This window comes from Klebsiella sp. BIGb0138 (genome assembly GCF_004342285.1).
Lineage (GTDB): Bacteria > Pseudomonadota > Gammaproteobacteria > Enterobacterales > Enterobacteriaceae > Klebsiella.
This window is the reverse complement of record NZ_SMCV01000001.1, coordinates 71,302-97,266: the sequence shown is the minus strand read 5'-3', so window position 1 is coordinate 97,266 and position 25,965 is coordinate 71,302. Positions and strand designations below refer to the sequence as shown.

Genomic DNA, 25,965 nt, shown 5'->3' with positions numbered 1-25,965 from the left:
GTTCTAGCTCTCCAGCTGTTGCAAAATACGATGCACTTTATCAAACGTTTCCTGATATTCGGCCGCTTCTTCACTGTCCGCTACGATGCCGCCGCCGGCTGAGCAGTACAGTTGCCCCTGAAATGCCGTCAGCGTGCGAATAGTAATGCTGGTATCCATATTGCCACACCGGCTGATATAGCCGATACTGCCGCACCACGCATTGCGTCGCTGAGGTTCGAGTTCATCAATAATTTGCATCGCTCGCACTTTGGGGGCGCCGGTAATCGAACCGCCGGGGAACGCCGCGCGCAGCAGATCGCTGGCATCGAGATGAGCCGGCAGTCTGGCGGTAATCGTACTCACCAGATGGTGCACCGCCGGGAAGGGTTCCACCACAAACAGCTCCGGAACCCGTACGCTACCGGCTTCGGCGACCCGACCAATATCATTTCGCATCAAGTCGACGATCATTAAATTCTCCGCCCGGTCTTTTGGCGAGCCGGCCAGTTTAGCCGCCTGCAGGGCGTCTTCCCGCGGATCCGCCAGGCGCGGCAGGGTGCCTTTAATCGGCCGGGTCTGGATCGCGCCTTGCTCCAGGCGGATGAAGCGCTCGGGGGACAGGCTCAACACGGCGCCTTCCCGCAGGCGAATAAAGGCGCTGAACGGCGCACGATTGGCACGGTTTAGCTGGCAAAATGCCTGCCACTCGTCGCCGCGGTAGCTGGCCTGAAAACGCTGCGCCAGGTTGACCTGGTAGCAGTCGCCGCTCTGCAGGTAAGCCTGGACCTGGCGGAATTTCTCGCCGTACTGCGCGCGGGTCATATTTGAACGCCAGGGCGACGTCAGGGCAAAAGGGACCACCGGCGCGGGGGACTGCGCCTGTAGCCAGCGGAGCCGGGCATGAGGATCGCCGTAGCTAAGCAACGAGACTTCGCGGCGCTGATGATCGACGATCAGCGCCCAGTCATAAATACCGACGGCCATATCCGGCAGCGCGATATCCGTCGCGGCCTGCGAGGGCAGGGATTCAAAACGGCGGCCCAGATCGTAACCGAACAGTCCCAGAGCGCCGCCGAGGAACGGCAGATGGGGATGCGCCTGCGGCGCGAGTCCGCACTGGTCCAGCTGCGCCTGCAGCAGCGTCAGCGGATCGGCCGTGGAAAGGCTTTGCGTCTGGCCGTCATCAATCGCGGTTGTCCCGCCGCGGGTGACCAGCGTGGCGCGTGGCTCAGCGACGATAATATCAAAACGGTTATGCGGATGGTCGGCAAAGCCGGAATGCAACAGCATCGCCCACGGCGTGGTGCTTAAAGGAGTAAAGAAACGCCCGGCAGCATCCGGGTGCCATGGCAGGGTAATAATAGCGGGGGACAACATCTTCCTCGATCCTAATCGTTACCGTCCTCTGGTGTAAAAGGGGGGCGGCATGAAATAATTACGCCACACAATGTAGCAGGAGTGAGTCATGTTTGCAGGTTTACCTTCGCTGAGCCACGAGCAACAGCAACAAGCGGTAGAACGTATTCAGGAACTGATGGCTAACGGGATGAGCAGCGGTGAGGCCATTGCGCTGGTGGCGAGTGAACTGCGCGCCACGCATACCGGAGATCGGATCGTCGCGCGCTTTGAAGATGAAGACGAAGACGAGTAATTAAGCCGCGGCGATAATTTTAATTTCGACTTTGTATTCCGGCTTCATTAACGCGGCCTGAACGGTGCAGCGTACCGGGGCGTGGCCGGCAACGACCCAGGCGTCCCAGGCTTTGTTCATCGCGGCAAAATCGCTTTTGTCCGCGAGGAAAATGGTGGCATCAAGAATACGCGACTTGTTGCTACCCTGTTTTTCCAGCACGGCGTCAATCTGCGCCAGGGTATTCGCGGTTTGCTCAAAGGCGTCCGCATCAAGGTTTGCTGGTACGCCGGTGTAGTAAATCGTCTGGTTGTGGATCACCACATCAGACCAGCGGGCTTCGGCATCGATACGCGTAATTGTCATGTTAGTTTCCTTCGGTTTTATTCCATCAGACAGCGGCAAGACTGCCACAATGTTCTGCCCGCGTCACTACCCGGGCTGGTGAAACGACGCCCTCCCTGACATAATCACTGTCCAGATAACCAGGGGGCATTGTGATCGACGATTTTGCAGCAGACGGCCAACTGGCCAGGGCGATTCCGGGATTTAAACCGCGCGAACCGCAGCGCCAGATGGCGATGGCGGTGGCCCAGGCGATTAAAGCGGCGCGGCCGCTGGTGGTCGAGGCAGGCACCGGGACCGGCAAAACCTACGCCTATCTGGCGCCGGCGCTGCGGGCCAATAAAAAGGTGATTATCTCCACCGGATCGAAAGCGCTGCAGGATCAGCTGTACAGCCGCGATCTGCCGACCGTCGCAAAAGCGCTGAACTTCACCGGTAAACTGGCGCTGCTGAAAGGGCGCTCCAACTACCTGTGTCTTGAACGCCTCGAACAGCAGACGATGGCCGGCGGCGATCTGCCGGTACAAACCCTTAGCGACGTGATTCTGCTGCGCTCGTGGTCGAATCAAACCGTCGATGGCGATATCAGCACCTGCGTCAGCGTCGCCGAAGACTCTCAGGCCTGGCCGCTGGTCACCAGCACCAACGATAACTGTCTGGGTAGCGACTGCCCGCTGTATAAAGACTGTTTCGTCGTTAAAGCGCGTAAAAAGGCGATGGATGCCGATGTGGTGGTGGTGAACCATCACCTGTTCCTCGCCGACATGGTGGTTAAAGAGAGCGGCTTCGCCGAGCTTATCCCGGAGGCGGAGGTAATGATCTTCGATGAAGCGCATCAGCTCCCGGATATTGCCAGCCAGTATTTCGGCCAGTCGCTCTCCAGCCGCCAGCTGCAGGACCTGGCGAAGGACATCACCATCGCCTACCGCACCGAGCTAAAAGATACTCAGCAGTTGCAAAAGTGCGCCGACCGCCTGGCGCAGAGCGCGCAGGATTTCCGTTTGCAGCTCGGCGAACCCGGCTATCGCGGCAATCTTCGTGACCTGCTGGCGGATAGCAATATTCAGCGTGCGCTGTTGCTGCTCGATGATGCCCTGGAGCTATGCTACGACGTGGCGAAACTCTCCCTTGGCCGCTCGGCGCTGCTGGATGCCGCTTTCGAGCGCGCCACGGTGTATCGCGCGCGCCTGAAACGGCTGAAGGAGATTAACCAGCCGGGCTTTAGCTACTGGTACGAATGTACTTCCCGCCACTTTACCCTGGCGCTCACCCCGCTAACCGTCGCGGAAAAGTTTAAAGAGGTAATGGCGCAAAAAGCGGGCAGCTGGATTTTTACCTCGGCGACGCTGTCGGTTAACGACGATCTGCACCACTTCACCGCGCGCCTCGGTATTGAAGAGGCGGAGTCGCTGCTGCTGCCGAGCCCATTTGACTACGCCCGCCAGACGCTGCTCTGCGTGCCGCGCAATCTCCCGTTGCCCAATCAGCCCGGCGGCGCGCGGCACCTGGCGGCGATGCTCAAACCGCTGATTGAGGCCAACGACGGTCGCTGCTTCATGCTCTGTACCTCGCACGCGATGATGCGCGATCTGGCCGAGCAGTTCCGCGCCACCATGACGCTACCGGTGCTGCTGCAGGGAGAAACCAGCAAGGGGCAGCTGCTGCAGCAGTTTGTCAGCGCCGGTAACGCCCTGCTGGTGGCCACCAGCAGCTTCTGGGAAGGGGTAGACGTGCGCGGCGATGCGCTTTCGCTGGTGATTATCGACAAGCTGCCGTTTACCTCGCCGGACGATCCGCTGCTGAAAGCGCGGATGGAAGATTGTCGCCTGCGCGGCGGCGATCCTTTTGCTGAAGTTCAGCTGCCGGATGCGGTCATTACCCTCAAGCAAGGGGTAGGGCGCTTGATTCGTGATATCGACGACCGCGGGGTGCTGGTGATTTGCGACAACCGTCTGGTGATGCGCCCGTATGGCGCGGTGTTCCTCGCGAGCCTGCCGCCGGCGCCGCGAACCCGCGATATTCGCCGGGCGGTGCGCTTCCTCGCCGTGCCGCCGGCGAGGTAATCTGTCGCAAAATGTGGTAAGCTGCGCGCCATTTTGTCAATCTGCTAGAGCGAGAGCGCGACAACCCATGCGAATTTTGGCTATCGATACCGCCACGGAGGCCTGCTCCGCGGCGCTGTGGAATGATGGCACCCTTTGTGCTCATTTCGAAATTTGTCCCCGCGAACACACGCAACGTATTCTGCCTCTGGTGCAGGATGTCCTGACGGAAAGTCATCTGCGACTCACTGACCTCGATGCGCTGGCGTTTGGCCGCGGGCCGGGCAGTTTTACCGGCGTGCGCATCGGTATCGGCATTGCCCAGGGGCTGGCGCTGGGGGCGGAACTGCCGATGATCGGCGTGTCGACCCTGGCCACCATGGCGCAGGGCGCATGGCGTAAAACCGGAGCGACCCGCGTGCTGGCCGCTATTGATGCTCGCATGGGGGAAGTCTACTGGGCGGAATACCAGCGTGATGAGCAGGGGGTCTGGCACGGTGAGGAGAGCGAGGCGGTGCTGAAGCCGGAAGCGGTGAGCGAACGCTTGCAGCAGCTGGCAGGCCAGTGGGCGACCGTGGGCACCGGCTGGCAAGCCTGGCCCGATCTGGCGAAAAACGCGCCACTGGTATTAACCGACGGCGAAATGACGCTGCCCGAGGCGGAGGATATGCTGCCGCTGGCCTGCTATCTGCTCGCTGCCGGACAAACCGTCGCCGTGGAGAAAGCCGAACCGGTTTATTTGCGAAACGAAGTGGCATGGAAGAAACTTCCCGGCCGGGAATGAATCTCAGTAAGCAGAAGCCTGAGATAAGGAGTCGCATCATGGCGGGTCAAAATAAAGTAGTACGTTGGTTTTTAGCGGGCGCCGTTGCCGCCGCGTTGAGCGGCTGCGTTTCGGTGCCGGATGCCATTAAAGGCTCCAGCCCGACGCCACAGCAAGATTTAGTCCGGGTGATGGCTGCGCCGCAGCTGTATGTCGGCCAGGAAGCGCGCTTTGGCGGTAAGGTCGTCAACATCCAGAATCAACAGGGGAAAACCCGGCTGGAGATTGCCACCGTGCCGTTAGACAGCGGCGCCCGGCCTGAGCTGAATGAACCTTCACGCGGGCGGATCTACGCCGACGTGAATGGCTTCCTTGACCCGGTCGATTTTCGTGGTCAGCTGGTCACCGTCGTCGGCCCGATTACCGGCGCCGTCGACGGAAAAGTAGGCAACACGCCCTACAAATTTATGCTGATGAACGCCACCGGCTATAAGCGCTGGAACGTGGTGCAGCAGGTGGTTATGCCGCCGCAGCCTATCGATCCGTGGATGTTTGGCCCACGCCCCTGGGGCTACGGCTATGGCGGCTGGGGTTGGTATAATCCGGGCCCTGCGGAAGTCAGAAGTGTTGTAACTGAATGATTTTGTAGTTTTTGTAAGCTAAAAGAAACAGCGGCTTGTCCGCTGTTTCTTCATTTTTAGTCTGATAAGAAAAATAAATAGTGACGCGCTTCGCAACCTGTAAAACGCCTAATTAATAAACTGGTACGCTGAGTTAATATAATGTTAACAGAATGTTTGTTGATCAGGGGCTGTGATGACGACGAATAACTATTTCAGAGGTGATGCAGTGAAAAAGGTTTGGCTAAACCGCTATCCCGCCGATGTTCCGGCGGAGATAAATCCTGACCGCTATCAATCCCTGGTTGAATTGTTTGAACATGCCACCACGCGATATGCCGACCAGCCGGCATTTATCAATATGGGCGAGGTGATGACCTACCGTAAGCTGGAGGAGCGCAGTCGGGCGTTCGCCGCGTATCTTCAGCAGGGGCTGGGCCTGCAGAAGGGTGACCGCGTCGCGCTGATGATGCCTAACCTGTTGCAATACCCCATTGCGTTATTCGGTATTCTGCGCGCCGGGATGATCGTGGTGAACGTCAATCCGCTGTATACGCCGCGGGAACTGGAGCACCAGCTCAATGACAGCGGCGCGGCGGCGATTGTCATCGTCTCCAACTTTGCTCATACCCTGGAGAAAGTGGTCGCCAGAACCCAGGTGAAACACGTGATTCTGACGCGCATGGGCGATCAGCTCTCCACGGCGAAAGGCACGCTGGTGAATTTCGTCGTCAAATATATCAAGCGGCTGGTGCCGAAGTATCATCTGCCTGACGCGATCTCTTTCCGCAGTGCGCTGCATAATGGCTACCGCCTGCAGTACGTCAAACCCGATATTGTCACGGAAGATCTGGCGTTCCTGCAATATACCGGCGGTACCACCGGGGTGGCGAAAGGGGCGATGCTCACCCACCGCAATATGCTGGCTAACCTCGAACAGGTGAATGCCACCTACGGGCCGCTGTTGCACCGGGGGAAAGAGTTTGTCGTTACGGCATTACCGCTGTACCACATCTTTGCGCTGACCATGAACTGCCTGCTGTTCATTGAACTCGGCGGCCAGAACCTGCTGATTACCAACCCGCGCGATATTCCGGGTCTGGTGAAGGAGCTGGCGAAATACCCGTTTACGGCAATGACCGGGGTTAACACCCTGTTCAACGCCTTACTCAACAATAAAGAGTTCCAGCAGCTCGACTTCTCTTCACTGCATCTCTCCGCCGGCGGCGGGATGCCGGTGCAGCAGGTGGTGGCCGAACGCTGGATGAAACTGACCGGCCAGTATCTGCTGGAGGGCTACGGGCTGACCGAGTGCGCGCCGCTGGTCAGCGTTAACCCGCACGATATTGACTATCATAGCGGCAGTATCGGTTTGCCGGTCCCGTCTACCGAAGCGAAACTGGTGGACGATGACGATAATGAAGTGCCGCCGGGTCAGCCGGGGGAACTGTGCGTGAAAGGCCCGCAGGTGATGCTGGGGTACTGGCAGCGCCCGGACGCGACCGCTGAAATTATCAAAGACGGCTGGCTGTATACCGGGGATATTGCGGTAATGGATGATGAAGGCTTTTTGCGCATCGTGGACCGTAAAAAAGATATGATTCTGGTCTCCGGTTTCAACGTCTATCCGAATGAGATCGAGGATGTGGTGATGCAGCATTCTGGCGTTCAGGAAGTGGCCGCCATCGGCGTCCCGTCAGGCAGCAGCGGCGAAGCGGTGAAGATCTTCGTCGTGAAGAAAGACGCGGCGCTGACCGAAGAGGCGCTGATTACCTTCTGCCGCCGTCACCTGACCGGTTATAAGGTGCCAAAACTGGTGGAATTTCGTGATGAGCTACCGAAATCCAACGTTGGGAAAATTTTACGGCGAGAACTGCGTGACGAAGCCCGCGCTAAAGTAGACAATAAAGCCTAAGGTATACGCGAGTCGCCAGACGCCGGCTAAGCCGGCGTTTTTTATGGGCGCAAGTTAAGAGAGTATGATTTGAACTATCAGATGATCACCACCGACGATGGTCTTCGCGCCATCTGTGAAGCGGCAAGCGCGGCTTCGGCGCTTGCGCTGGATACGGAATTTGTCCGCACCCGCACCTACTACCCGCAGCTGGGCCTGTTGCAACTGTTTGACGGCACACAGGTTTCGCTGATCGACCCGCTGGAAATCAGCGACTGGGCGCCCATGCGCGAGCTGTTGCTGAACAAAGACGTCACCAAGTACCTGCACGCCGGCAGTGAAGATCTGGAAGTGTTCCTCAACACCTTTGGCCTGATGCCGGCGCCGTTGATCGATACCCAGATTCTGGCGGCCTTTTGCGGTCGCCCGATGTCATGGGGATTCGCATCCATGGTGGAAGAGTACTCCGGCGTCGCGCTGGATAAGAGCGAGTCGCGCACCGACTGGCTGGCGCGTCCGCTGACCCAGCGTCAGTGCGATTATGCCGCTGCCGATGTCTGGTATCTGCTGCCTATCGCCAGCAAGCTGATGGCGGAAACCGAAGCCGCCGGCTGGCTACCCGCCGCGCTGGATGAGTGTCGTCTGATGCAGCAGCGTCGCCAGGAAGTGCAGGACCCGGCGCAGGCATGGCGCGATATCGGCAACGCCTGGCAACTGCGCAGCCGCCAGCTTGGCTGCCTGCAGCTGCTGGCGGAGTGGCGTTTGCGTAAAGCGCGCGATCGCGATATGGCGGTTAATTTTGTCGTTCGTGAAGAACACCTGTGGAGCGTGGCGCGCTATATGCCGGGGAGCCTGGGCGAGCTCGATAGCCTGGGATTATCCGGCAGTGAAATTCGCTTCCACGGTAAAACGCTGATAAGCCTGGTGGCGAAAGCGCAGGAGCTGCCGGAAGAGGCGTTACCGGAACCGCTGCAAAACCTGATCGATATGCCGGGATACCGCAAGGTCTTTAAAGAGATTAAAGCGCTGGTGCAGGATGTGAGTAGTGGAACGGGGCTGAGTGCGGAGCTGCTGGCATCCAGACGGCAGATTAACCAGCTGCTAAACTGGCACTGGCAGTTGAAGAGCGGCAATACCTTGCCGGAGCTGATTTCCGGCTGGCGTAGCGCACTGATGGCCGATCGCCTGAAGGCGCTGTTAAGCGAATATCCGCGCTAAGCCACGGCAAATAGCCCGGAGGTGATATCCGGGCCATACAACAAACTGGCCCGATAGCGCAAGGCTATCGGGTGCACCCACCGTCAGGATTTCGACTCTTCCGTTTCTGGTAAAGTCACGTTCAACTCCAGAATCGAAATATCACCGTCTCGCTGCTCCAGCTGCACGCTGACCATTTCCGGGTCGATCTGCACATATTTACAGATGACTTCCAGAATATCCTTCCGTAGCTGCGGCAGGTAATGCGGTTCAGCATCGCCGCGACGACGCTCCGCGACGATGATTTGCAGGCGCTCTTTCGCAATGTTGGCCGTGTTCTTTTTCCGCGAGAGAAAAAAGTCGAGTAATGCCATAATTTATCCTCCGAACAGGCGTTTGAGGAAACCTTTCTTCTCTTCTTCAATGAAGCGGAAAGGACGTTCTTCTCCGAGCAGACGTTCTACCGTATCGGCATAAGCCTTACCTGCATCTGATGCATCGTCCAGAATAACCGGCTCGCCCTGGTTTGACGCGCGCAGTACGGACTGATCTTCCGGGATCACGCCGACCAGATTGATACGCAGGATTTCCAGAACGTCTTCCATGCTCAGCATGTCGCCTTTGTTGACGCGGCCAGGGTTATAGCGCGTCAGCAGCAGATGTTCTTTAATCGGCTCTTCGCCATTTTCCGCACGGCGGGATTTGGAGGCGAGGATGCCGAGGATACGGTCGGAGTCACGAACGGAGGAGACTTCCGGGTTAGTGGTGATGATGGCTTCGTCAGCAAAGTACAGCGCCATCAGCGCACCGGTTTCGATGCCTGCAGGTGAATCACAGACAACAAAATCGAAATTCATTTTTTTCAGTTCTTCGAGAACCTTATCGACGCCTTCGCGGGTCAACGCATCTTTATCACGCGTCTGGGAAGCGGGGAGGATATAGAGGTTTTCGGTGCGTTTATCTTTGATTAACGCCTGATTCAGCGTGGCATCGCCCTGAATGACGTTGACGAAGTCATAAACCACCCGACGCTCGCAGCCCATGATCAGGTCGAGGTTACGCAGGCCGATATCGAAGTCGATAACGACGGTTTTCTTTCCCTTCTGGGCCAGACCGGTAGCGATGGCCGCGCTGGAGGTAGTCTTGCCAACGCCCCCTTTACCCGAAGTCACAACAATAATGCGTGCCATAGAAATTCCTTGTTAAAAAGGGACTAACTCAACGGTTGAATAGTCAACGCGGTATCACCCAGACTCAGGCGCGCCGCTTTGCCATAAAATTCGGCCGGGATATTATCACTCAGCCAGTATTCCCCAGCGATGGACACCAGCTCCGCCGTGAGGTGTGAACAAAATATTTGCGCTTCTCTATCGCCACCTGCGCCTGCGAGCGCTCGTCCTCGCATCATGCCATATACATGGATGTTACCGTCGGCAATAAGTTCCGCACCGGCACTCACATGATTTGTAACAATTAGATCACAGTTTGGAGCATAAATGCGCTGACCGGAACGTACCGGCAGATCAATTAAACGTGTTTTTGTGATCTGATTAACAACTGGCGCTGGTGCAACCGGTTCTGACGGCGCCTGACGGGGCATTTTTTCTTTCCCTTCCGTCAGTAAAGGGATCCCGCTGCGGTCGATTTCCGTCTTCAGCCGCGGGATTTTGCAACCACTCACGCCCATAATCCGTAAGCCGGTGCTGGCGATGGCCTCGTGCATGGCGCGCCAGTCAACGACCTCTTCGACGCTGCTGATATTCACAACGACGGGAGCATGACGTAAAAAAGCGGGAGCCTGGGCGATTTTGTCTTCTAACGCCTGACGAATAACCTCGGGATTTGCGTCGTGCAAATGAACGACAGATAAGGTGAAGCTACTGCCTTTAAGTTCGATTGGCGTATTTGACATCCTGGCCTTACTCAATTTGCTGTTTATCACCCGCCGAAGTGCGGTGATATTCCGAAGACTAAAAGGCATGTTATAGTCACTCATATATTGAGGCAAGTGACCACGGGTCTAATTCCGAGTAAAACTATGTTTTGTGTGATTTATCGAAGTACTAAACGTGAGCAAACCTATTTGTATGTCGAAAAAAGGGACGATTTCTCACGCGTTCCCGCCGAATTGATGGACAGCTTCGGCACGCCGCAAATGACGATGCTTTTGCCGCTCGACGGACGTAAAAAGCTCGCGGGTGCCGATCTGGAAAAAGTAAAACAGGCGCTGATCGATCAGGGCTATTACCTGCAACTTCCTCCTCCGACTGAGAATCTACTGAAGAAACACCTGGCGGAACAGGGGAATAAATCTGATTAAACCACCGAGGGGAAATAATGTACCAACATCACAACTGGCAGGGAGCATTACTGGATTACCCGGTAAGTAAAGTCGTTTGCGTAGGCAGCAATTATGCAAATCACATCAAGGAAATGGGCAGTGCGCTACCGGAAGAGCCGGTGCTGTTTATTAAACCTGAGACGGCGCTATGCGATATTCGCCAGCCGTTGGTGTTCCCTGAAGGTCTGGGTTCGGTGCACCACGAGGTGGAGCTGGCGGTGCTGATCGGCAGCACGCTGCGCCAGGCGACGGAAGAGCATGTGCTGAAAGCGATAGCGGGCTACGGCGTGGCGCTCGACCTGACCCTGAGGGATTTGCAGGCGAAGATGAAAAAGGCCGGTCAGCCGTGGGAAAAAGCCAAGGGCTTCGATAATTCCTGTCCGGTCTCCGGTTTTATTCCTGCCGCAGAATTCCACGGCGATCCGCAAAATACGCCGTTGAGTCTGCAGGTGAATGGCGAGGTTCGTCAGCAGGGGACGACCGCCGATATGATCCATAAAATCGTGCCGCTGATTGCCTACATGTCGCGCTTCTTTACCCTTAAAGCCGGCGACGTGGTGCTCACCGGGACGCCGGAAGGCGTCGGGCCGCTGCACAGCGGTGACGATCTGGAAGTGGGTTTTAACGGTTTTTCGTTGACCACCCGGGTGCTGTAACGTCCGCTTGCCGCCTCTCGCAGGCGGCAAAACTTGCATCGGTGTGCCAGACTGGTTATAAGGTGCACCCTGAATTGCAATCACGGATATCCCCTATGAGCGAACAACCTTTCTGGCAACACAAAACACTGGATGAAATGACCGATGCAGAGTGGGAATCACTGTGCGACGGCTGTGGACAGTGCTGCCTGCATAAGCTGATGGATGAGGATACCGATGAAATCTATTTCACCAACGTCGCCTGCCGTCAGTTAAATATCAAAACCTGTCAGTGCCGCAACTATGAGCGACGTTTCGAATACGAACCGGACTGCATTAAACTAACGCGTGACAACCTGCCGACGTTTGAGTGGCTACCGCCAACCTGCGCCTATCGCCTGCTGGCGGAAGGCCAGCCTTTACCGCACTGGCACCCGCTGTTGAGCGGCTCGAAAGCGGCGATGCACGGCGAACGCATCTCCGTGCGCCATATTGCGGTGAAGGAGGAGACGGTACGCGACTGGCAGGACCATATTTTGAATAAGCCTGACTGGGCGCAGTAAGGCGTTCACGTCAGCTGCTAGCTATTGCGCAAACCCGCCGCCCGGCGGGTTTTGTGTTTTGTTGCTCAGATTTACCATTGATGAAGTCTGGCTTTCTTGACCGATGTCATCCGTCAAACGACAAATGACTCAGGCTTTCTTCGCGTGGAACAGCCCGTTTTCACCGTGCGCGTCGTCTTCTACCCAGAAGTGGATATTGAACTGCGCATCCTCGCTGAGCTCAACGCGATGCCAGTACTGCGGCGGACTGGTGGCAAACTGGCCGGCGTTAATCACCACCTTCACTTCCGGTTCAGTGGCCCGCTCATCAGCGAAGCCATAATAGGTCACCGTGCCTTCCATCACGCACAGCTGGCCGAAAACCCCGGCGGCGGTATTGTGGTGGCTGAGCAGAGCGGCGGGGACATTCTCTTTGGTGAAGAACGGGGTGGAACGTTTAACTTTCCAGTTAGCTGGAATACGCAAGTGAGACATCGTCAGCTCCTTAGCAGGACTCTATAAGATGTATTTAATATGCATCTTTATGGGTGACGGCGTCAACGTACAGATAAAAAAAACGCTCCCGAAGGAGCGTTTTCTCTACTGGGCCTAGCGCCCGAACAGATCGCGTTTTTTGGGTTTGAAGGGCTGAGCAATCAGCACCAGTAATCCAACGATCAGATAGGCGGCGAAGATCCCGACCAGCCACTGCGGCATCTCCAGCGTCAGAAACTCCCACTGGCGCACGGAGCAGTCGCCGCTGGCAACAAACATCTGCGGCAGCCATTTGTCCAGCGGTAGCCACGTCGGGAAGCGGGCGGCGAAATCGCAGGTCTGAAACGGGGAAGGATGCAGCTGAATCATCGTGTGTTCCCACGCCAGCTGCAGGCCCCGCAGGGCGCTATACAGCCAGATCACCAGCGCCACGTAGCGTAACGGCGTTTTCGGCGCGATGGCGCCGACGATACCGGCAGCCATAATGCCTAATAACGCACAACGTTCATAAATACACATCACGCAGGGTTGTAGCAGCATCACGTGCTGAAACCACAGCGCGACTAACTCAAGGATAAAAGCGGTTAACGCCATCAGGAGCCAGGCTCCGCGTCCCCGCGAGCACTGGTTTAAATATCGCAACATAGTCATTTCCCTGAAACATGCTAAATCATGGCAGTGTAAACGAAAACCGTACCGACGCCAGCAGCTTGTCGGAAAATATTACATAAAAGAAGTGCGCTTATCCGCCTGAAGAAGGCGGATAAGCGCAGCTTGATTTAAGGAAGTGACGGCGTAACGAGCCAGTGGTTATCGAGCATCCATTGGGTGGCGGGCATTAAGGTGAACTCAACGCACAGTAAACCGACCAGGGTCATCACAAGGGTATAAGGCAGCGCCATCCACACCATGCGCCCGTAGGAAAGGCGAATCAGCGGCGCCAGCGTGGAGGTCAGCAGGAACAAAAAGGCCGCCTGGCCGTTCGGCGTGGCGACGGAAGGCAGGTTGGTACCGGTGTTAATGGCCACGGCCAACAGCTCAAACTGCGGCAGGCTGATAACGCCGTGCTGTAGCGCGGTTTTCGCTTCGTTGATGTACACCGTGCCGACAAAGACGTTATCGGAGATCGACGACAGCAAACCGTTAAACAGATAGAACAATGACAGTTGAGCGTGCGGTGAGGCCTGCAGGACAAACTGAATCACCGGCGTAAACAGGTGCTGGTCGATGATCACGGCAACGACGGCGAAAAAGACGGTCAGCAGGGCGGTGAACGGTAGCGCCTCGGTAAAGGCTTTGCCGATGGCATGCTCATCGGTGACACCGGAGAAAGTCGTCGCCAGAATAATCACCGATAAACCGATCAGGCCCACCTCCGCGAGATGCATCGCCAGCGCAATCACCAGCCAGATGCCGATAATCCCCTGGGCAATGAGCCGCAGGCGGTCCTGGCGGCTACGCTGCTGGCGGCTGCGATCGTCATAGTCCTGTAAAACCTTACGCACCGCTGGCGGTAACGGCTCACCGTAGCCGAATAGCTTGAATTTCTCCAGCAGCAGGCAGGTCAGCAGGCCGCAGACGACGACCGGCAAGGTCACCGGCGCCATGCGTAAAAAGAACTCGCCGAAGTGCCAGCCGGCCGCTTTTGAGATAATCAGGTTTTGCGGCTCGCCGACCATGGTCATCACGCCGCCCAACGCTGTCCCGACGCCCGCATGCATCATCAGGCTACGCAGAAAACCGCGGAACTGTTCCAGCACGCCGCGATCATGTGGGTCGAGATGGCTATCGTCCAGGATGTCGTTATCGTCCGGGCGCGAAGAGGCTACGCGATGATAAATACCGTAAAAGCCGACGGCGACGCTAATCACCACCGCCACCACGGTTAACGCATCGAGGAAGGCGGAGAGGAAGGCCGCAGCCAGACAAAAAGCGAGCGACAACATCATTTTGCTACGAATACCCAGCAGCAGACGGGTAAAGATAAACAGCAGCAGCTGCTTCATAAAGTAAATCCCCGCCACCATAAACATCAGCAGCAGGAGAACTTCCAGATTGTTGGCGATTTCTTCACGAATATGCTCGGGGCTGGTCATGCCGATAAACACGGCTTCTATCGCCAGCAGGCCGCCTGGCAGCAGCGGATAGCATTTGAGCGCCATGGCGAGGGTACAAATAAACTCAACCACCAACAGCCAGCCGGCGATAAAAGGGTTAAGATAAAACACCAGCGGGTTAATGAGTAAGACGATGATGAGAGTGAGCTTGTACCAGTCCGGCGACTGGCCAAGAAAATTGCGCCACAGGGCGCGGCCATAAGACATTTCCACGACAGACATCCTTCCCGCCAAATTAATGACATGATTTTACACGTAACTATTTACAAGACTAGCAGTTGAGCAAAATGGGAAGCAACTGACTTCGCCTCGCATTCCGGCCATGGCCCGCGTGAAATGAAAAGCTGAAAATGAAACGGCGATCCCCTTTTAATTACTTTATGATGCTATCTGCACTATAGCGGCTCTGGTATGATGAGTAGAATTTGCAACGCTGTGTAATGGAAATCTTACTATGGTCATTAAGGCGCAAAGCCCTGCGGGTTTCGCGGAAGAGTACATCATCGAAAGTATCTGGAATAACCGTTTTCCACCAGGCACGATTCTCCCTGCTGAACGTGAACTTTCTGAACTGATTGGCGTGACCCGCACTACCTTACGCGAAGTGTTGCAACGTCTGGCCCGTGACGGCTGGTTAACCATTCAGCACGGCAAACCGACGAAGGTGAACAATTTCTGGGAAACGTCCGGGTTGAATATCCTCGAAACTCTGGCGCGTCTCGATCACGACAGCGTTCCGCAGCTGATCGATAATCTGCTGTCGGTACGTACCAATATTTCGACTATTTTTATCCGCACCGCCTTCCGTCAGCACCCTGAAAACGCCCTGCAGGTTCTGGCCAGCGCGCGCGAGGTGGAAGACCACGCCGATGCCTTTGCCGATCTGGACTACAACATTTTCCGCGGCCTGGCGTTTGCCTCCGGCAACCCGATCTACGGTCTGATCCTAAACGGAATGAAAGGGCTGTATACCCGTATCGGCCGCCACTATTTCGCCAACCCGGAAGCACGCAGCCTGGCGTTGGGCTTTTATCACCAGCTGGCGAAGGTGTGTGAAGAGGGGCTGCACGAGAAGGTGTATGACATTGTCCGCCGCTACGGCCACGACAGCGGTGAAATCTGGCACCGGATGCAGAAAACTATGTCGGGCGATTTAGTCATCGGCATGCGCTAACGCGCACTGCAGCAGAAAAAACGCCCGGCGGAAACCGGGCGTTATGCTTTTCGCTCAGCTACAGCGCATTCGGGCGCGGCGGGCTGCGATCCAGCAGTTCGATACTGCCATCGGCGTTTTGCTGTTCCAGCAGGATATCAAACCCCCACAGGCGGTGGACGTGCTTGAGCACTTCCCGGCGGCCTTTATCCAGCGGCACGCGGTTGTGCGGCACATAGCGCAGCGTCAGCGATCGGTCGCCGCGCAAATCGACGCTCCATACCTGAATATTCGGTTCGAGGTTGCTGAGATTGTACTGAGCGGACAGCTTCGAGCGAATCTCCCGATACCCCTCTTCGTTATGGATAGCGGAAATCTCCAGATAGTTATTATGATCGTCATCGAGCACCGTAAAGAAGCGGAAATCGCGCATAATTTTCGGCGACAGGAACTGGCTGATAAAACTCTCATCTTTAAAATCGCGCATCGCGAAATGCAGCGTTTCCAGCCAGTCGGAACCGGCGATATCCGGGAACCAGTAGCGGTCCTCTTCGGTGGGTGACTGGCAAATGCGTTTAATGTCCTGGAACATGGCAAAGCCCAGCGCATAGGGGTTAATCCCGTTGTACCACTGGCTGTTATAGGGCGGCTGAAAGACCACGTTGGTGTGGCTGTGCAGGAACTCCAGCATAAAGCGCTCCGTCACTTTCCCCTCATCGTACAGGTGGTTGAGGATGGTGTAATGCCAGAAGGTCGCCCAGCCTTCGTTCATCACCTGCGTCTGCTTCTGCGGATAAAAATACTGGCTGACCTTGCGCACAATCCGCAGGATTTCACGCTGCCACGGCTCCAGCAGCGGCGCATTCTTCTCCATAAAGTACAGCAGGTTCTCCTGCGGCTCTGAAGGATAGCGGCGTGCGGATTCGATGGTTTTCTCTTCTTCCCGCTTCGGCAGGGTGCGCCACAGCATATTGACCTGACTTTGCAGATACTCTTCGCGGCTTTTTTGTCGCGCCTTCTCCTCCTGCAGTGAGATTTTCTGCGGACGTTTATAGCGGTCGACGCCGTAGTTCATCAGGGCATGGCAGGAGTCGAGTAGTTTTTCTACCTCATCGACGCCATAGCGCTCTTCGCAGTCGGTGATGTATTTACGGGCGAAGATCAGGTAATCAATGATCGAGCTGGCGTCGGTCCAGCTGCGAAACAGGTAGTTGTTTTTGAAAAAGGAGTTGTGCCCGTAGCAGGCATGGGCCATCACCAGCGCCTGCATGGTAATGGTGTTCTCCTCCATCAGATAGGCGATGCAGGGATTGGAGTTGATCACAATCTCGTAGGCCAGGCCCTGTTGACCGTGCTTATACGCCTGTTCAGTTTCGATAAACTTCTTGCCGAACGACCAGTGCGGATAGTTGATCGGCATGCCGACGCTGGAGTAGGCATCCATCATCTGCTCGGAGGTAATGACTTCGATTTGATGGGGATAGGTGTCGAGCCGATACAGCTTGGCTACCCGGTCAACTTCGGCAAGGTAGGTCTCCAGTAGTTCAAAAGTCCAATCGGGTCCATCGCTTAAACGAGTGGTGTCCCTGTTCATGGAATCAATCGTAGCCATTAGCGCGCCCTCATTGTCGGTGGCTCTCTCTGTACGGAGAACCTCTAAACAAGCATAGAACACGGCATGACAAACTGCGTCTGCCGACAATTTCTTTTCTTCGCGATTTCGCAATCTTAAAGGCGTTTTTTGGCGCTCGTTGCGGGATTTTATTCTGAGTAAAAATGAAGCGCAGCATGAGATAGTAAATCTATGGGGTCAATGCTGGTGCGGCATGCTGTGAGTTAAGTCACCATAAATAAAGCGTATGTTGAATAATATTTTCAACTGAGTTATCAATTTGTAATTAGATGATTGTTCTTTAACTATTACGGAGTCGCTATGCGAGTCGTCATACTGGGAAGTGGGGTAGTTGGGGTCGCGAGTGCCTGGTATTTAAGCCAGGCGGGGCATGAGGTGACGGTTATCGATCGCCAGCCCGGCGCCGCCGAAGAGACCAGCGCCGCCAACGCCGGGCAGATATCCCCGGGCTATGCCGCGCCATGGGCGGCGCCAGGCGTGCCGCTGAAGGCCATCAAATGGATGTTCCAGCGGCATGCGCCGCTGGCGATCGGCCTCGACGGCACGCAGTTCCAGTTGAAATGGATGTGGCAGATGCTGCGCAACTGCGATACCCGCCATTATATGGAGAACAAAGGGCGGATGGTGCGCCTGGCCGAGTACAGCCGCGACTGCCTGAAGGCGCTGCGCGAAAGTACCGGTATCCAGTATGAAGGGCGCCAGGGCGGTACCTTGCAACTCTTCCGTACCGAAAAGCAGTACGAGAACGCCACCCGCGACATCGCCGTGCTGGAGGATGCCGGCGTGCCTTATCAACTGCTGGAGGCGAAACGTCTGCTGGAGGTCGAACCCGCCTTAGCCGAGGTAAGCCACAAGTTGACCGGCGGCCTGCGCCTGCCGAATGACGAAACCGGCGATTGTCAGCTGTTTACCACGCGCCTCGCGGCGATGGCCGAGCAGGCGGGCGTTACGTTTCGCTTTAATACCTCGGTCGATGCGCTGCTGTATGAAGGCGAACAGATCTACGGCGTGAAATGCGGCGCTGAAATTATTAAAGGCGATGCGTACGTGATGGCTTTCGGTTCCTATTCTACGGCGATGCTGAAAGGGCTGGTGGATATTCCGGTCTATCCGCTAAAAGGCTATTCGCTGACGATTCCGATTGCCCGGGAGGACGGCGCGCCGGTTTCGACTATTCTTGATGAGACTTACAAAATCGCGATTACCCGTTTCGACCAGCGTATTCGTGTGGGCGGAATGGCGGAAATTGTCGGCTTTAATAAAGAGCTGTTACAGCCGCGTCGCGAAACGCTGGAAATGGTGGTGCGCGATCTGTTCCCGCGCGGTGGTCACGTTGAGCAGGCCACCTTCTGGACCGGACTGCGTCCGATGACCCCGGACGGCACGCCGGTGGTCGGTCGCACGCCCTATAAGAATTTGTGGCTCAACACCGGGCATGGCACCCTGGGCTGGACGATGGCCTGCGGATCCGGGCAGCTGCTCAGCGATTTGATCTCGGGCCGCACGCCGGCAATTCCGTATGATGACCTCGCCGTTGCGCGCTACAGCCCCGGTTTTACCCCGGCGCGCGCCCAGCACCTGCACGGTGTTCATAACTAAGGAGTCTTCATGTCTCGTCCTGTACTGGCCAGCATTGATTTGTCGGCCTTGCGGCAGAATTTACAGATTGTCCGGCGCGCGGCCCCCGCGTCGCGCCTGTGGGCGGTGGTGAAAGCCAACGCCTATGGTCACGGTTTATCGCGCGTCTGGAACGCGCTGAGCGGCGCGGATGGCTTTGCGATGCTCAATCTTGAAGAGGCGATCCTGCTGCGGGAACACGGCTGGAAAGGGCCGATTCTGCTGCTGGAGGGCTTTTTCCACGCCGATGAGCTGGCGCTATTTGATAAGTATCGCCTGACCACCAGCGTACACAGTAACTGGCAAATTAAGGCGCTCCAGCAGGCGAAGCTGCACGCGCCGCTGGATATCTACGTTAAGGTCAACAGCGGGATGAATCGTCTGGGCTTTATGCCGGAGCGTATTCATACCGTCTGGCAGCAGCTGCGGGCGTTGACCAATGTCAGTGAAATGACGCTGATGTCGCATTTTGCCGACGCGGAAAATCCGCAGGGTATTGTTGAGCCGATGCGCCGCATCGAACAGGCGGCAGAGGGGCTTAACTGCGCGCGGTCGTTGGCGAATTCGGCGGCGGCGCTGTGGCATCCGGAAGCGCATTTTGACTGGGTCAGGCCGGGGATCGTGCTGTATGGCGCCTCGCCTTCCGGTCAGTGGCAGGATATTGCCAACAGTGGACTCAAGCCGGTGATGAGCCTCAGCAGCGAAATTATTGCCGTGCAAAACCTGAAGGCCGGGGATGCGGTGGGCTACGGCGGCCTGTATCGGGCGGCAGAAGAGCAGCGCATCGGCATCGTGGCCTGCGGTTACGCTGACGGCTATCCGCGGGTGGCGCCGGACGGCACGCCGGTGCTGGTTGACGGGGTGCGCACCACCACGGTGGGACGGGTCTCGATGGATATGCTGGCGGTCGATTTAACGCCGTGCCCACAGGCGGGGATCGGCGCGCCGGTCGAACTGTGGGGGAAAGAGATTAAAATTGACGATGTCGCCGGAGCCTGCGGCACCGTCGGCTACGAGTTAATGTGCGCGCTGGCGCCGCGCGTTCCGGTGGTGACCGGGTAACTTGCCTGAGGCGGATCACTCCGCCTCATCATCCGCCACGCGAACCCCGACCTTCAGCACGTGATCCTCTTCTTTTTCCGCGACCGTCCACAGCATGCCGGCAAACTCCACCTGGTCACCGACGACCGGCGCGGCGCCGAGCAGCTGCTGCACGACATCGCCCAGCGACTGCTGATTTTCACGAAACTCTTCGCCGCCGTCGAGACCGTAAATCTGCGCCACATCGGCGAATTTGGCATCGGCATCAAGGATAAAGTCACCGAAGAAGCGCTGGTCAAGCGCCACCGGCGGCGACTGGCTAAACATTTTGCCCAGCGCCGGCAGGTCGTGCTCGCGACCAATGACGCAGAGAATATCGCCTTCCAGCAGGCGGGTGCTGCCGGTAGGATGCAGCAGGGCATTATCGCGAAACAGCGCGGCAATGCGCGTTTCCGGCGGCATATGCAGATCGCGCAGCGCCGCGCCGACGCACCATTTATCCGCACTCAGCTGGTAAACAAACTGCTCCCACGGATTTTCCGGGTGAATATCCAGCCCGACGCGGGAAATCGGCCAGCCCACCGGCGGCACCACCACTTTGGCTTTTTTGGCCGCCCATGACAGGGATGTGCCCTGCAGCAGCAGCGAGACCAGCACCACGAAGAAGGCGACGTTAAAGAACAGACGCGCGTTTTCAAGGCCGGCCATCATCGGGAAAACGGCGAGAATAATCGGCACCGCCCCGCGCAGGCCCACCCAACTGATAAACACCCGCTCACGCAGGTTGAAGCCGCGAAACGGCAGCAGACCGGCAAACACCGACAGCGGACGGGCGATAAAGATCATCCACATCGACAGCAGCAGCGCCGGAATGGCGATCGGCCACAGATCGGACGGGGTGACCAGCAGGCCGAGCACCAGGAACATGGCGATTTGCGCCAGCCACGCCAGCCCATCGAAGTTTTGCAGGATCCCGTGGCGGTTGCGAATCGGCCGGTTGCCGAGCAGGAAACCGCACAGATACACCGCCAGAATGCCGCTGCCATCCAGCGAGGTGGTGACGGCAAAAATCATAATCCCGCCGCTCAGCGCCAGCAGAGGATAGAGACCGGTCGGTAACACAATCCGGTTAATCATCTGCAAGAGCAGATAGCCGCCGCCGAGACCAATGGCGATGCCCAGACCGAACTGCTGGACGATATGGACGGCAAACATCCAGCTCAGGCCGTTTTCATGCTGCTGAATCATCTCGATAAGGGTGATGGTCAGAAATACCGCCATTGGGTCGTTGCTGCCGGATTCGATCTCCAGGGTCGAGCCGACACGCTCGTTCAGCCCCTTGCCGCCAAGCAGCGAGAACACCGCCGCCGCGTCGGTTGAACCGACAATCGCGCCGATCAGCATCCCTTCAATAAGATTGAGATGGAACAGCCACGCGGCCATCACCCCGGTCAGACAGGAGGTGATCAGCACCCCGACGGTGGCGAGAGAGAGGGCCGGCCACAGCGCGACGCGAAAAGAGCTGGCCTGGGTGCGCATCCCGCCGTCAAGCAGGATCACCGCCAGCGCCAGGTTACTCACCATGTAGGCGAAAGGGTAGTTGTCAAAAGGGATGCCGCCGATACCATCGACGCCTGCCAGCATACCGATGGCGAGGAAGATGACCAGAATCGGGATGCCAAGGCGCGAGGAAAAGGAACTCAATAAAATGCTACAGGTTACTAATACCGAACCCAGAATAAACAAACTAATGACCGCAGCGGCGTCCAAAGTTGACGTACTCCTTACTGACGAGAAGTGATTTGTGAAATTGACATCATTTTAACAACCTGCGGAGGATCCGGAAATGTGTCACAGAAGTTTTTATTCTGTCAGTACCGGATGACCGCTAAGCGTTAAGGTCGTGGTGGCCGCGTTGTTCACCAGCAATGCTTTCGCGCCGAGGGGCAGGGTCACGGTGCGCTGTTCGTGACCGAAATCTAACCCGCTGATGAGCGGAACAGCGAGCTGTGCGCGGAGATAGTCATAGACCATCGGTAAATCATAACCGGCATCATAGTCGTTAGGATTGGCCCCGGTGAAGCTGCCGAGGATAATTGCCCGCTGATGGCCGAGAATACCACTATTAAGCAGCTGCAACAGCATCCGTTCGACGCGGAACGGATGTTCGTTGATATCTTCCAGCACCAGGATGCCGTCGGTTATCTGTGGCATCCAGGGCGTGCCGATCAGTGAGGTTAACATCGCCAGATTCCCGCCCCATAGGGTGCCCTGGGCGCGGCATTCTGGCCCGTCGCCCTGCCACTCAAGGGTAAACTCCGGGCAACGCAGCGCCTGCCAGAAGTGATGTTCAGTAAACGTGTCCAGCGTTTCGGCGCCGAAGTTACCTGCCAGCATCGGCCCGCTGAAGGTGATTATGCTACCCTTTGCCAGCAGACCCATCTGGATCGCGGTGAAATCGCTGTGGCCGCAAATTAACAGCGGGTTGTGCTGCTGACGGGCAATTAAGGCCTGCCAGTCGATGTGCGGCAGCAGGCGGGTGGCGCCGTAGCCGCCGCGTACCGCCATCACGATGCGGTTACGGCCTTCAAGGGCGGCCAGCTGGTTGATATCGCTCAGGCGTTCATGTTCAGTCCCGGCGAAACGCTGCTGCCGGCGGGTGATGACCTGCTGGTGCATCACCTGATGTCCGGCGTCCTGCAGACGCTGTACGCCGCGGTTCGCCGCTTGCTGGTTGATGCAGTAACCTGAGGGGGCGACCAGATAAAACTGAGACATGACAATTCCTTGCTAAGAATGAAAGGGTTATCATGCCGCCTGGAGCGATTATTGTCATCTCCAGGCGGCAAACTTCAGCCAATAAGGATAGATGTGTGAAATTGAGATGGTTTGTTTTTTTGTTTGTATTGTTGGCCGGTTGTAGCTCAAAACAGGATTATCGTAACCCGCCGTGGAACGCCGAAGTGCCGGTGAAGCGGGCGATGCAGTGGATGCCGATCAGTGAAAAAGCCGGCGCGGCGTGGGGCGTCGACCCGCAGCTGGTGACGGCGATTATCGCTATTGAATCCGGCGGTAATCCGACGGTGATCAGTAAATCCGGCGCGGTAGGCCTGATGCAGCTGAAACCCTCCACCTCCGGACGCGATGTTTACCGGCGCATGGGCTGGCGCGGCGAACCGTCGGTCAGCGAGTTGAAAAACCCGGAACGGAATATTTCTATGGGGGCGGCTTACCTGAGCATCCTCGAGAATGGCCCGCTTGCCGGAATTAAAGATCCGCAGGTGATGCGCTATGCGGTGGTGGTCTCTTACGCCAATGGCGCCGGGGCGCTGCTGCGCACCTTCTCGTCGAATCGCCAGGACGCGATTGATGAGATCAACGACATGGACGCCGATGAGTTCTTTGAACACGTGGTGAAAAAGCATCCGGCGCCGCAGGCTCCGCGCTATATCTGGAAGCTGCAGCAGGCGCTGGACGCCATGTAGCGGCGGGCCTTTTCCCCCGCGCGCGGCGCTTAACGGAGCTACAGATGGTGCGATGTTGTAGCCGGCAAGCGCCGCGTCGCCGGGGGCGTTACTCAGAAATCGTAACCGACGGTGGCGATAACGCTACGCTCGGCGCCCCGGTAGCAGTTGCCGGTTCCGTAGCAGCCGGAGACATATTCCCGGTCGCTGAGGTTGTTGGCATTCACCTGCACATAAGCCCCTTTCAGCGACGGCGACCAGACGCCAAGCTCGGCGCGGACCATCGCATCCAGCAGCGTGACTGACGGCAGACGTTCGGTATTCGCATCATCAGCCCACTGCTTACCAATATAGCGAACCCCGGCTCCGGCGCTGATCCCGGCCGGGAACTGATAGCGCGCCCACAACGAGGCCATCTGATCCGGCGTCAGCTGCGGCGTATTGTCGTTGGTGCCATCGGTGGTGTCCTGGAAGCGCAGGCGGTTCCAGGTGTAGGAGGCAAGGGTGCTCAGCTCCGGCGTAATTTGGTTATGCATCTCCAACTCCACGCCCTGAGAGTGAACTTTCCCGGCCGGAATAAAGGTGGCGGTCGCGATATTGGGATCGCGCGTCGCCACGTCCTTCTGCGTTAAGTCGTAGATCGCGATGCTGTACAGGTCGCTGCTGCCCGGCGGCTGGAACTTCAGCCCCGCTTCCAGCTGTTCTGCGGTGGTTGGCTTCAGCAGCGTACCATTGGCTCCCGGCAGCATCGCCGGGGTAATTGCCTGGCTGTAGCTCAGGTACGGCGACAGACCGTTTTCCAGAGCATACAGCAGTGAAGCGCGGCCGCTAATATGATCATCGGAGCGACGGCTGGCGGTCCCTGAAGTGTCGCTGACCTGGCGGGAAACAATGCGGTCGTAGCGCCCGGACACGTCCAGATGCCAGCGGTTCCATACCATCTCGTCCTGGAGATAGAGTCCGGTCTGATAGTAGCGGCGGTTATTATCATCGCTGTAGGTCACCGTATGCCCGCTCTGGGCGGTATAACCGCTGAACGGATTGAGCGCGGAAGCGTCGCCGGCGCCGGTCCACAGATCATTGCGGAAGCGGTGGTATTCCGCGCCGACGATCAGGGTATGGGCCAGGTCGCCGGTGTTGAAGTCCGCGCGCAGACGGTTATCGGTGGACCAGGCGTCCAGTGAACCGCGAGAGCCGCTGTAGCCGCGCGTAAGCATATCGCTGTCGTCCACCCAGCCGACCTGGTACGCCTGATCCAGCGAGACGTTGGTGTGGGTGTAGCTCCCCGCGGAATAGGCTGACCAGACATCGTTAAACTGATGATTAAATTCGTAGCTGTAAATCTGCTCCCGGCGCTGATATCCGTCGGACGGATCGCCTTCATTGGTGCTGGTAGACAGCTTGCGCCCGTTGTGCGCGTAGCGGGTGCCGTCCAGCGGCAGCGAGCCGTGGTAGCCGCCAGAGGGATCTTTTTGCAGGTAGGCGCGCAGCAGCAGCGAGGTGTCGCTGTCGGGCTGCCAGAGCAGTGAGGGCGAAATAGCGTAACGCTCTTCGCGGCTGTTGTCGTACTGGGTGTCGCTGGTGCGCGTCATCCCGATAATGCGGTAGGCCCATTGATCGTTGATGGCATCGGTATAATCGAAGGCCGCCCCTTTGGTGTTCTGCGTGCCGCCGCTGAGCTGAAAATGGCCTTCGGAGGTGAACTGCGGGCGTTTAGACGTCAGGTTAACTAAACCGCCCGGTACGCTTTGGCCATACAGTGCCGAAGAGGGGCCGCGGATGACGTCAACGCGTTCAAGAAACCACGGATCAATTTGCAGCACGTTATGGCTGCCGCCGTCGCTCATCAGGCGCATTCCGTCGAGGAACAGGTTATCGACATCGCCGCCGTGGTAGCCGCGCAGGGAGACCGTATCAAAGCGCGTGGCGCCGCCGCCAAAACTGGAGTACACGCCCGGGGTGTATTGCAGCGCCTGGCTAATCGTATTCGCGCCCTGGTCCTCCATTTGCTGGCGGGTGATGACCGAAACCGACTGGGCGGTGGTGATCAGCGGCCGATCGGTTTTGGTCGCCCCGGCGGAGGTTTTGGCGCGATATCCCCGGGTGGGCGAGGTCGCGGAATCGACCGGTTGCGCGGTGACGACGATGGTGTCTTCCGCCAGGCTGGCGCACGGGAAGGCGGCGGCCAGGGCGCACAGCAGCACGGAGCGTTTGCAGGTGAGGCGAGCGATCATTGCATAATCCTGAATTTACGCGGTCTGGTACTCCTGTACGCCGCCGCGAGAACAAAGCGAAAGTGTCATCTCTCGTAAAAAAGTAATGCGAATTATTATTGTTTGGTTTTGTGTTATCAAGGGGTGATTAGTTAATCAGGAAATAAAAACCCATGAAAAATATCATGTTTATCCTGTACAAAGGGGATGAACAGGAGAACAGGCAGAAGGGAATACCTTA

25 protein-coding genes are annotated in these 25,965 nt (G+C 57.2%); 13 read left to right on the top strand and 12 right to left on the bottom strand.

Annotated elements, in window-relative coordinates:
• Window positions 1-3 precede the first annotated feature (3 nt).
• Window positions 4-1,359, bottom strand: coding sequence for an aminodeoxychorismate synthase component 1 (gene pabB / locus EDF73_RS00455; RefSeq protein ID WP_132724654.1), 1,356 nt, complete (start codon window positions 1,357-1,359; stop codon window positions 4-6).
• 88 nt (window positions 1,360-1,447) lie between these two features.
• Here pabB and EDF73_RS00450 point away from each other — a divergent pair, with 88 nt between their 5' ends.
• A complete protein-coding gene (locus tag EDF73_RS00450) occupies window positions 1,448-1,633 on the top strand; it encodes a YoaH family protein (protein WP_132724652.1) in 186 nt (61 codons plus the stop codon).
• Here EDF73_RS00450 and EDF73_RS00445 read toward each other — a convergent pair whose 3' ends face one another.
• The gene (locus EDF73_RS00445) at window positions 1,634-1,978 is read right to left on the bottom strand and encodes a RidA family protein (protein WP_132724650.1); all 345 of its coding nucleotides are present in this window, start codon (window positions 1,976-1,978) and stop codon (window positions 1,634-1,636) included.
• 131 nt (window positions 1,979-2,109) lie between these two features.
• On the opposite strand from EDF73_RS00445, the gene EDF73_RS00440 reads away from it, so the two are divergent.
• The 5 genes from EDF73_RS00440 to rnd all read left to right on the top strand — a co-directional run bounded on the left by EDF73_RS00440 (window position 2,110) and on the right by rnd (window position 8,494).
• Window positions 2,110-4,020: an ATP-dependent DNA helicase gene (locus EDF73_RS00440; protein WP_132724648.1), complete on the top strand. Its 1,911-nt coding sequence runs from the start codon at window positions 2,110-2,112 to the stop codon at window positions 4,018-4,020.
• A 67-nt stretch (window positions 4,021-4,087) separates the two neighbouring features.
• A complete protein-coding gene (gene tsaB, locus EDF73_RS00435) occupies window positions 4,088-4,783 on the top strand; it encodes a tRNA (adenosine(37)-N6)-threonylcarbamoyltransferase complex dimerization subunit type 1 TsaB (RefSeq protein WP_132724646.1) in 696 nt (231 codons plus the stop codon).
• A 38-nt stretch (window positions 4,784-4,821) separates the two neighbouring features.
• A complete protein-coding gene (locus tag EDF73_RS00430; protein ID WP_132724644.1) occupies window positions 4,822-5,403 on the top strand; it encodes a Slp family lipoprotein in 582 nt (193 codons plus the stop codon).
• Window positions 5,404-5,611: 208 nt separating this feature from the next.
• Window positions 5,612-7,297: a long-chain-fatty-acid--CoA ligase FadD gene (fadD, locus tag EDF73_RS00425; protein WP_132724643.1), complete on the top strand. Its 1,686-nt coding sequence runs from the start codon at window positions 5,612-5,614 to the stop codon at window positions 7,295-7,297.
• 81 nt (window positions 7,298-7,378) lie between these two features.
• Complete coding sequence (gene rnd, locus EDF73_RS00420; protein ID WP_165905633.1) at window positions 7,379-8,494, top strand: ribonuclease D; 1,116 nt, start codon at window positions 7,379-7,381, stop codon at window positions 8,492-8,494.
• An 83-nt stretch (window positions 8,495-8,577) separates the two neighbouring features.
• Here the strand turns inward: rnd and minE are convergent, their stop codons facing one another.
• Genes minE through minC form a run of 3 tightly spaced genes read right to left on the bottom strand, consistent with a single transcriptional unit; the run spans window position 8,578 to window position 10,385 of the window.
• On the bottom strand, window positions 8,578-8,847 hold the full coding sequence (minE, locus tag EDF73_RS00415; protein WP_002910902.1) for a cell division topological specificity factor MinE: 270 nt from the start codon (window positions 8,845-8,847) through the stop codon (window positions 8,578-8,580).
• A 3-nt stretch (window positions 8,848-8,850) separates the two neighbouring features.
• Window positions 8,851-9,663: a septum site-determining protein MinD gene (gene minD, locus EDF73_RS00410; RefSeq protein ID WP_041146180.1), complete on the bottom strand. Its 813-nt coding sequence runs from the start codon at window positions 9,661-9,663 to the stop codon at window positions 8,851-8,853.
• A 23-nt stretch (window positions 9,664-9,686) separates the two neighbouring features.
• Window positions 9,687-10,385 (bottom strand): septum site-determining protein MinC, encoded by a 699-nt coding sequence (gene minC, locus EDF73_RS00405; protein ID WP_132724639.1) that lies wholly within the window; start codon window positions 10,383-10,385, stop codon window positions 9,687-9,689.
• Window positions 10,386-10,511: 126 nt separating this feature from the next.
• Here minC and EDF73_RS00400 point away from each other — a divergent pair, with 126 nt between their 5' ends.
• The 3 genes from EDF73_RS00400 to EDF73_RS00390 all read left to right on the top strand — a co-directional run bounded on the left by EDF73_RS00400 (window position 10,512) and on the right by EDF73_RS00390 (window position 12,012).
• Window positions 10,512-10,793 carry a YcgL domain-containing protein gene (locus EDF73_RS00400; protein ID WP_132726210.1) on the top strand — a complete coding sequence of 94 codons (282 nt, stop codon included), beginning with the start codon at window positions 10,512-10,514 and terminating at the stop codon, window positions 10,791-10,793.
• A 17-nt stretch (window positions 10,794-10,810) separates the two neighbouring features.
• The gene (locus EDF73_RS00395) at window positions 10,811-11,470 is read left to right on the top strand and encodes a fumarylacetoacetate hydrolase family protein (protein WP_132724637.1); all 660 of its coding nucleotides are present in this window, start codon (window positions 10,811-10,813) and stop codon (window positions 11,468-11,470) included.
• A gap of 95 nt (window positions 11,471-11,565) precedes the next feature.
• Entirely contained in the window at window positions 11,566-12,012 is a 447-nt protein-coding gene (locus tag EDF73_RS00390) for a YcgN family cysteine cluster protein (protein WP_100682353.1), read from the top strand.
• A 129-nt stretch (window positions 12,013-12,141) separates the two neighbouring features.
• Here EDF73_RS00390 and EDF73_RS00385 read toward each other — a convergent pair whose 3' ends face one another.
• From EDF73_RS00385 to nhaB, 3 genes are all read right to left on the bottom strand, one after another.
• Window positions 12,142-12,486, bottom strand: coding sequence for a DUF1971 domain-containing protein (locus EDF73_RS00385; protein ID WP_132724635.1), 345 nt, complete (start codon window positions 12,484-12,486; stop codon window positions 12,142-12,144).
• 114 nt (window positions 12,487-12,600) lie between these two features.
• Window positions 12,601-13,131 carry a disulfide bond formation protein DsbB gene (gene dsbB, locus EDF73_RS00380; RefSeq protein ID WP_132724633.1) on the bottom strand — a complete coding sequence of 177 codons (531 nt, stop codon included), beginning with the start codon at window positions 13,129-13,131 and terminating at the stop codon, window positions 12,601-12,603.
• A 134-nt stretch (window positions 13,132-13,265) separates the two neighbouring features.
• Window positions 13,266-14,816, bottom strand: coding sequence for a sodium/proton antiporter NhaB (gene nhaB, locus EDF73_RS00375; RefSeq protein ID WP_132724631.1), 1,551 nt, complete (start codon window positions 14,814-14,816; stop codon window positions 13,266-13,268).
• Between the two features lie 241 nt (window positions 14,817-15,057).
• Between nhaB and fadR the strand changes: the two genes are divergently transcribed.
• Complete coding sequence (fadR, locus tag EDF73_RS00370) at window positions 15,058-15,777, top strand: fatty acid metabolism transcriptional regulator FadR (protein WP_132724629.1); 720 nt, start codon at window positions 15,058-15,060, stop codon at window positions 15,775-15,777.
• 58 nt (window positions 15,778-15,835) lie between these two features.
• Here fadR and EDF73_RS00365 read toward each other — a convergent pair whose 3' ends face one another.
• Window positions 15,836-17,368 (bottom strand): SpoVR family protein, encoded by a 1,533-nt coding sequence (locus EDF73_RS00365; protein WP_132724627.1) that lies wholly within the window; start codon window positions 17,366-17,368, stop codon window positions 15,836-15,838.
• A 321-nt stretch (window positions 17,369-17,689) separates the two neighbouring features.
• On the opposite strand from EDF73_RS00365, the gene EDF73_RS00360 reads away from it, so the two are divergent.
• The gene (locus EDF73_RS00360; protein ID WP_132724625.1) at window positions 17,690-18,988 is read left to right on the top strand and encodes a D-amino acid dehydrogenase; all 1,299 of its coding nucleotides are present in this window, start codon (window positions 17,690-17,692) and stop codon (window positions 18,986-18,988) included.
• Window positions 18,989-18,997: 9 nt separating this feature from the next.
• Complete coding sequence (gene dadX, locus EDF73_RS00355) at window positions 18,998-20,068, top strand: catabolic alanine racemase DadX (RefSeq protein WP_132724623.1); 1,071 nt, start codon at window positions 18,998-19,000, stop codon at window positions 20,066-20,068.
• 15 nt (window positions 20,069-20,083) lie between these two features.
• On the opposite strand, the gene EDF73_RS00350 is transcribed toward dadX, so the two are convergent.
• Window positions 20,084-21,817, bottom strand: a complete 1,734-nt coding sequence (locus EDF73_RS00350) for a potassium/proton antiporter (protein ID WP_132724621.1) — start codon at window positions 21,815-21,817, stop codon at window positions 20,084-20,086.
• A 93-nt stretch (window positions 21,818-21,910) separates the two neighbouring features.
• Complete coding sequence (gene ldcA, locus EDF73_RS00345) at window positions 21,911-22,825, bottom strand: muramoyltetrapeptide carboxypeptidase (protein WP_132724619.1); 915 nt, start codon at window positions 22,823-22,825, stop codon at window positions 21,911-21,913.
• Between the two features lie 95 nt (window positions 22,826-22,920).
• On the opposite strand from ldcA, the gene emtA reads away from it, so the two are divergent.
• Window positions 22,921-23,532 carry a membrane-bound lytic murein transglycosylase EmtA gene (gene emtA, locus EDF73_RS00340; RefSeq protein WP_132724617.1) on the top strand — a complete coding sequence of 204 codons (612 nt, stop codon included), beginning with the start codon at window positions 22,921-22,923 and terminating at the stop codon, window positions 23,530-23,532.
• 92 nt (window positions 23,533-23,624) lie between these two features.
• Here the strand turns inward: emtA and EDF73_RS00335 are convergent, their stop codons facing one another.
• Window positions 23,625-25,745, bottom strand: coding sequence for a TonB-dependent siderophore receptor (locus tag EDF73_RS00335; RefSeq protein ID WP_132724615.1), 2,121 nt, complete (start codon window positions 25,743-25,745; stop codon window positions 23,625-23,627).
• Between the last annotated feature and the right edge of the window lie 220 nt (window positions 25,746-25,965).

Excerpts from the sequence above, each read along its gene's own strand:
- minE (WP_002910902.1), bottom strand. The coding sequence starts at position 8,847 with ATGGCATTACTCGACTTTTTTCTCTCGCGGAAAAAGAACACGGCCAAC.
- EDF73_RS00365 (WP_132724627.1), bottom strand. The coding sequence starts at position 17,368 with ATGGCTACGATTGATTCCATGAACAGGGACACCACTCGTTTAAGCGAT.
- EDF73_RS00395 (WP_132724637.1), top strand. The coding sequence starts at position 10,811 with ATGTACCAACATCACAACTGGCAGGGAGCATTACTGGATTACCCGGTA.
- minD (WP_041146180.1), bottom strand. The coding sequence starts at position 9,663 with ATGGCACGCATTATTGTTGTGACTTCGGGTAAAGGGGGCGTTGGCAAG.
- minC (WP_132724639.1), bottom strand. The coding sequence starts at position 10,385 with ATGTCAAATACGCCAATCGAACTTAAAGGCAGTAGCTTCACCTTATCT.
- ldcA (WP_132724619.1), bottom strand. The coding sequence starts at position 22,825 with ATGTCTCAGTTTTATCTGGTCGCCCCCTCAGGTTACTGCATCAACCAG.
- EDF73_RS00445 (WP_132724650.1), bottom strand. The coding sequence starts at position 1,978 with ATGACAATTACGCGTATCGATGCCGAAGCCCGCTGGTCTGATGTGGTG.
- EDF73_RS00360 (WP_132724625.1), top strand. The coding sequence starts at position 17,690 with ATGCGAGTCGTCATACTGGGAAGTGGGGTAGTTGGGGTCGCGAGTGCC.
- pabB (WP_132724654.1), bottom strand. The coding sequence starts at position 1,359 with ATGTTGTCCCCCGCTATTATTACCCTGCCATGGCACCCGGATGCTGCC.
- EDF73_RS00430 (WP_132724644.1), top strand. The coding sequence starts at position 4,822 with ATGGCGGGTCAAAATAAAGTAGTACGTTGGTTTTTAGCGGGCGCCGTT.
- dsbB (WP_132724633.1), bottom strand. The coding sequence starts at position 13,131 with ATGTTGCGATATTTAAACCAGTGCTCGCGGGGACGCGGAGCCTGGCTC.
- rnd (WP_165905633.1), top strand. The coding sequence starts at position 7,379 with ATGATCACCACCGACGATGGTCTTCGCGCCATCTGTGAAGCGGCAAGC.
- EDF73_RS00390 (WP_100682353.1), top strand. The coding sequence starts at position 11,566 with ATGAGCGAACAACCTTTCTGGCAACACAAAACACTGGATGAAATGACC.
- dadX (WP_132724623.1), top strand. The coding sequence starts at position 18,998 with ATGTCTCGTCCTGTACTGGCCAGCATTGATTTGTCGGCCTTGCGGCAG.
- tsaB (WP_132724646.1), top strand. The coding sequence starts at position 4,088 with ATGCGAATTTTGGCTATCGATACCGCCACGGAGGCCTGCTCCGCGGCG.
- EDF73_RS00335 (WP_132724615.1), bottom strand. The coding sequence starts at position 25,745 with ATGATCGCTCGCCTCACCTGCAAACGCTCCGTGCTGCTGTGCGCCCTG.
- fadR (WP_132724629.1), top strand. The coding sequence starts at position 15,058 with ATGGTCATTAAGGCGCAAAGCCCTGCGGGTTTCGCGGAAGAGTACATC.
- EDF73_RS00450 (WP_132724652.1), top strand. The coding sequence starts at position 1,448 with ATGTTTGCAGGTTTACCTTCGCTGAGCCACGAGCAACAGCAACAAGCG.
- EDF73_RS00385 (WP_132724635.1), bottom strand. The coding sequence starts at position 12,486 with ATGTCTCACTTGCGTATTCCAGCTAACTGGAAAGTTAAACGTTCCACC.
- EDF73_RS00400 (WP_132726210.1), top strand. The coding sequence starts at position 10,512 with ATGTTTTGTGTGATTTATCGAAGTACTAAACGTGAGCAAACCTATTTG.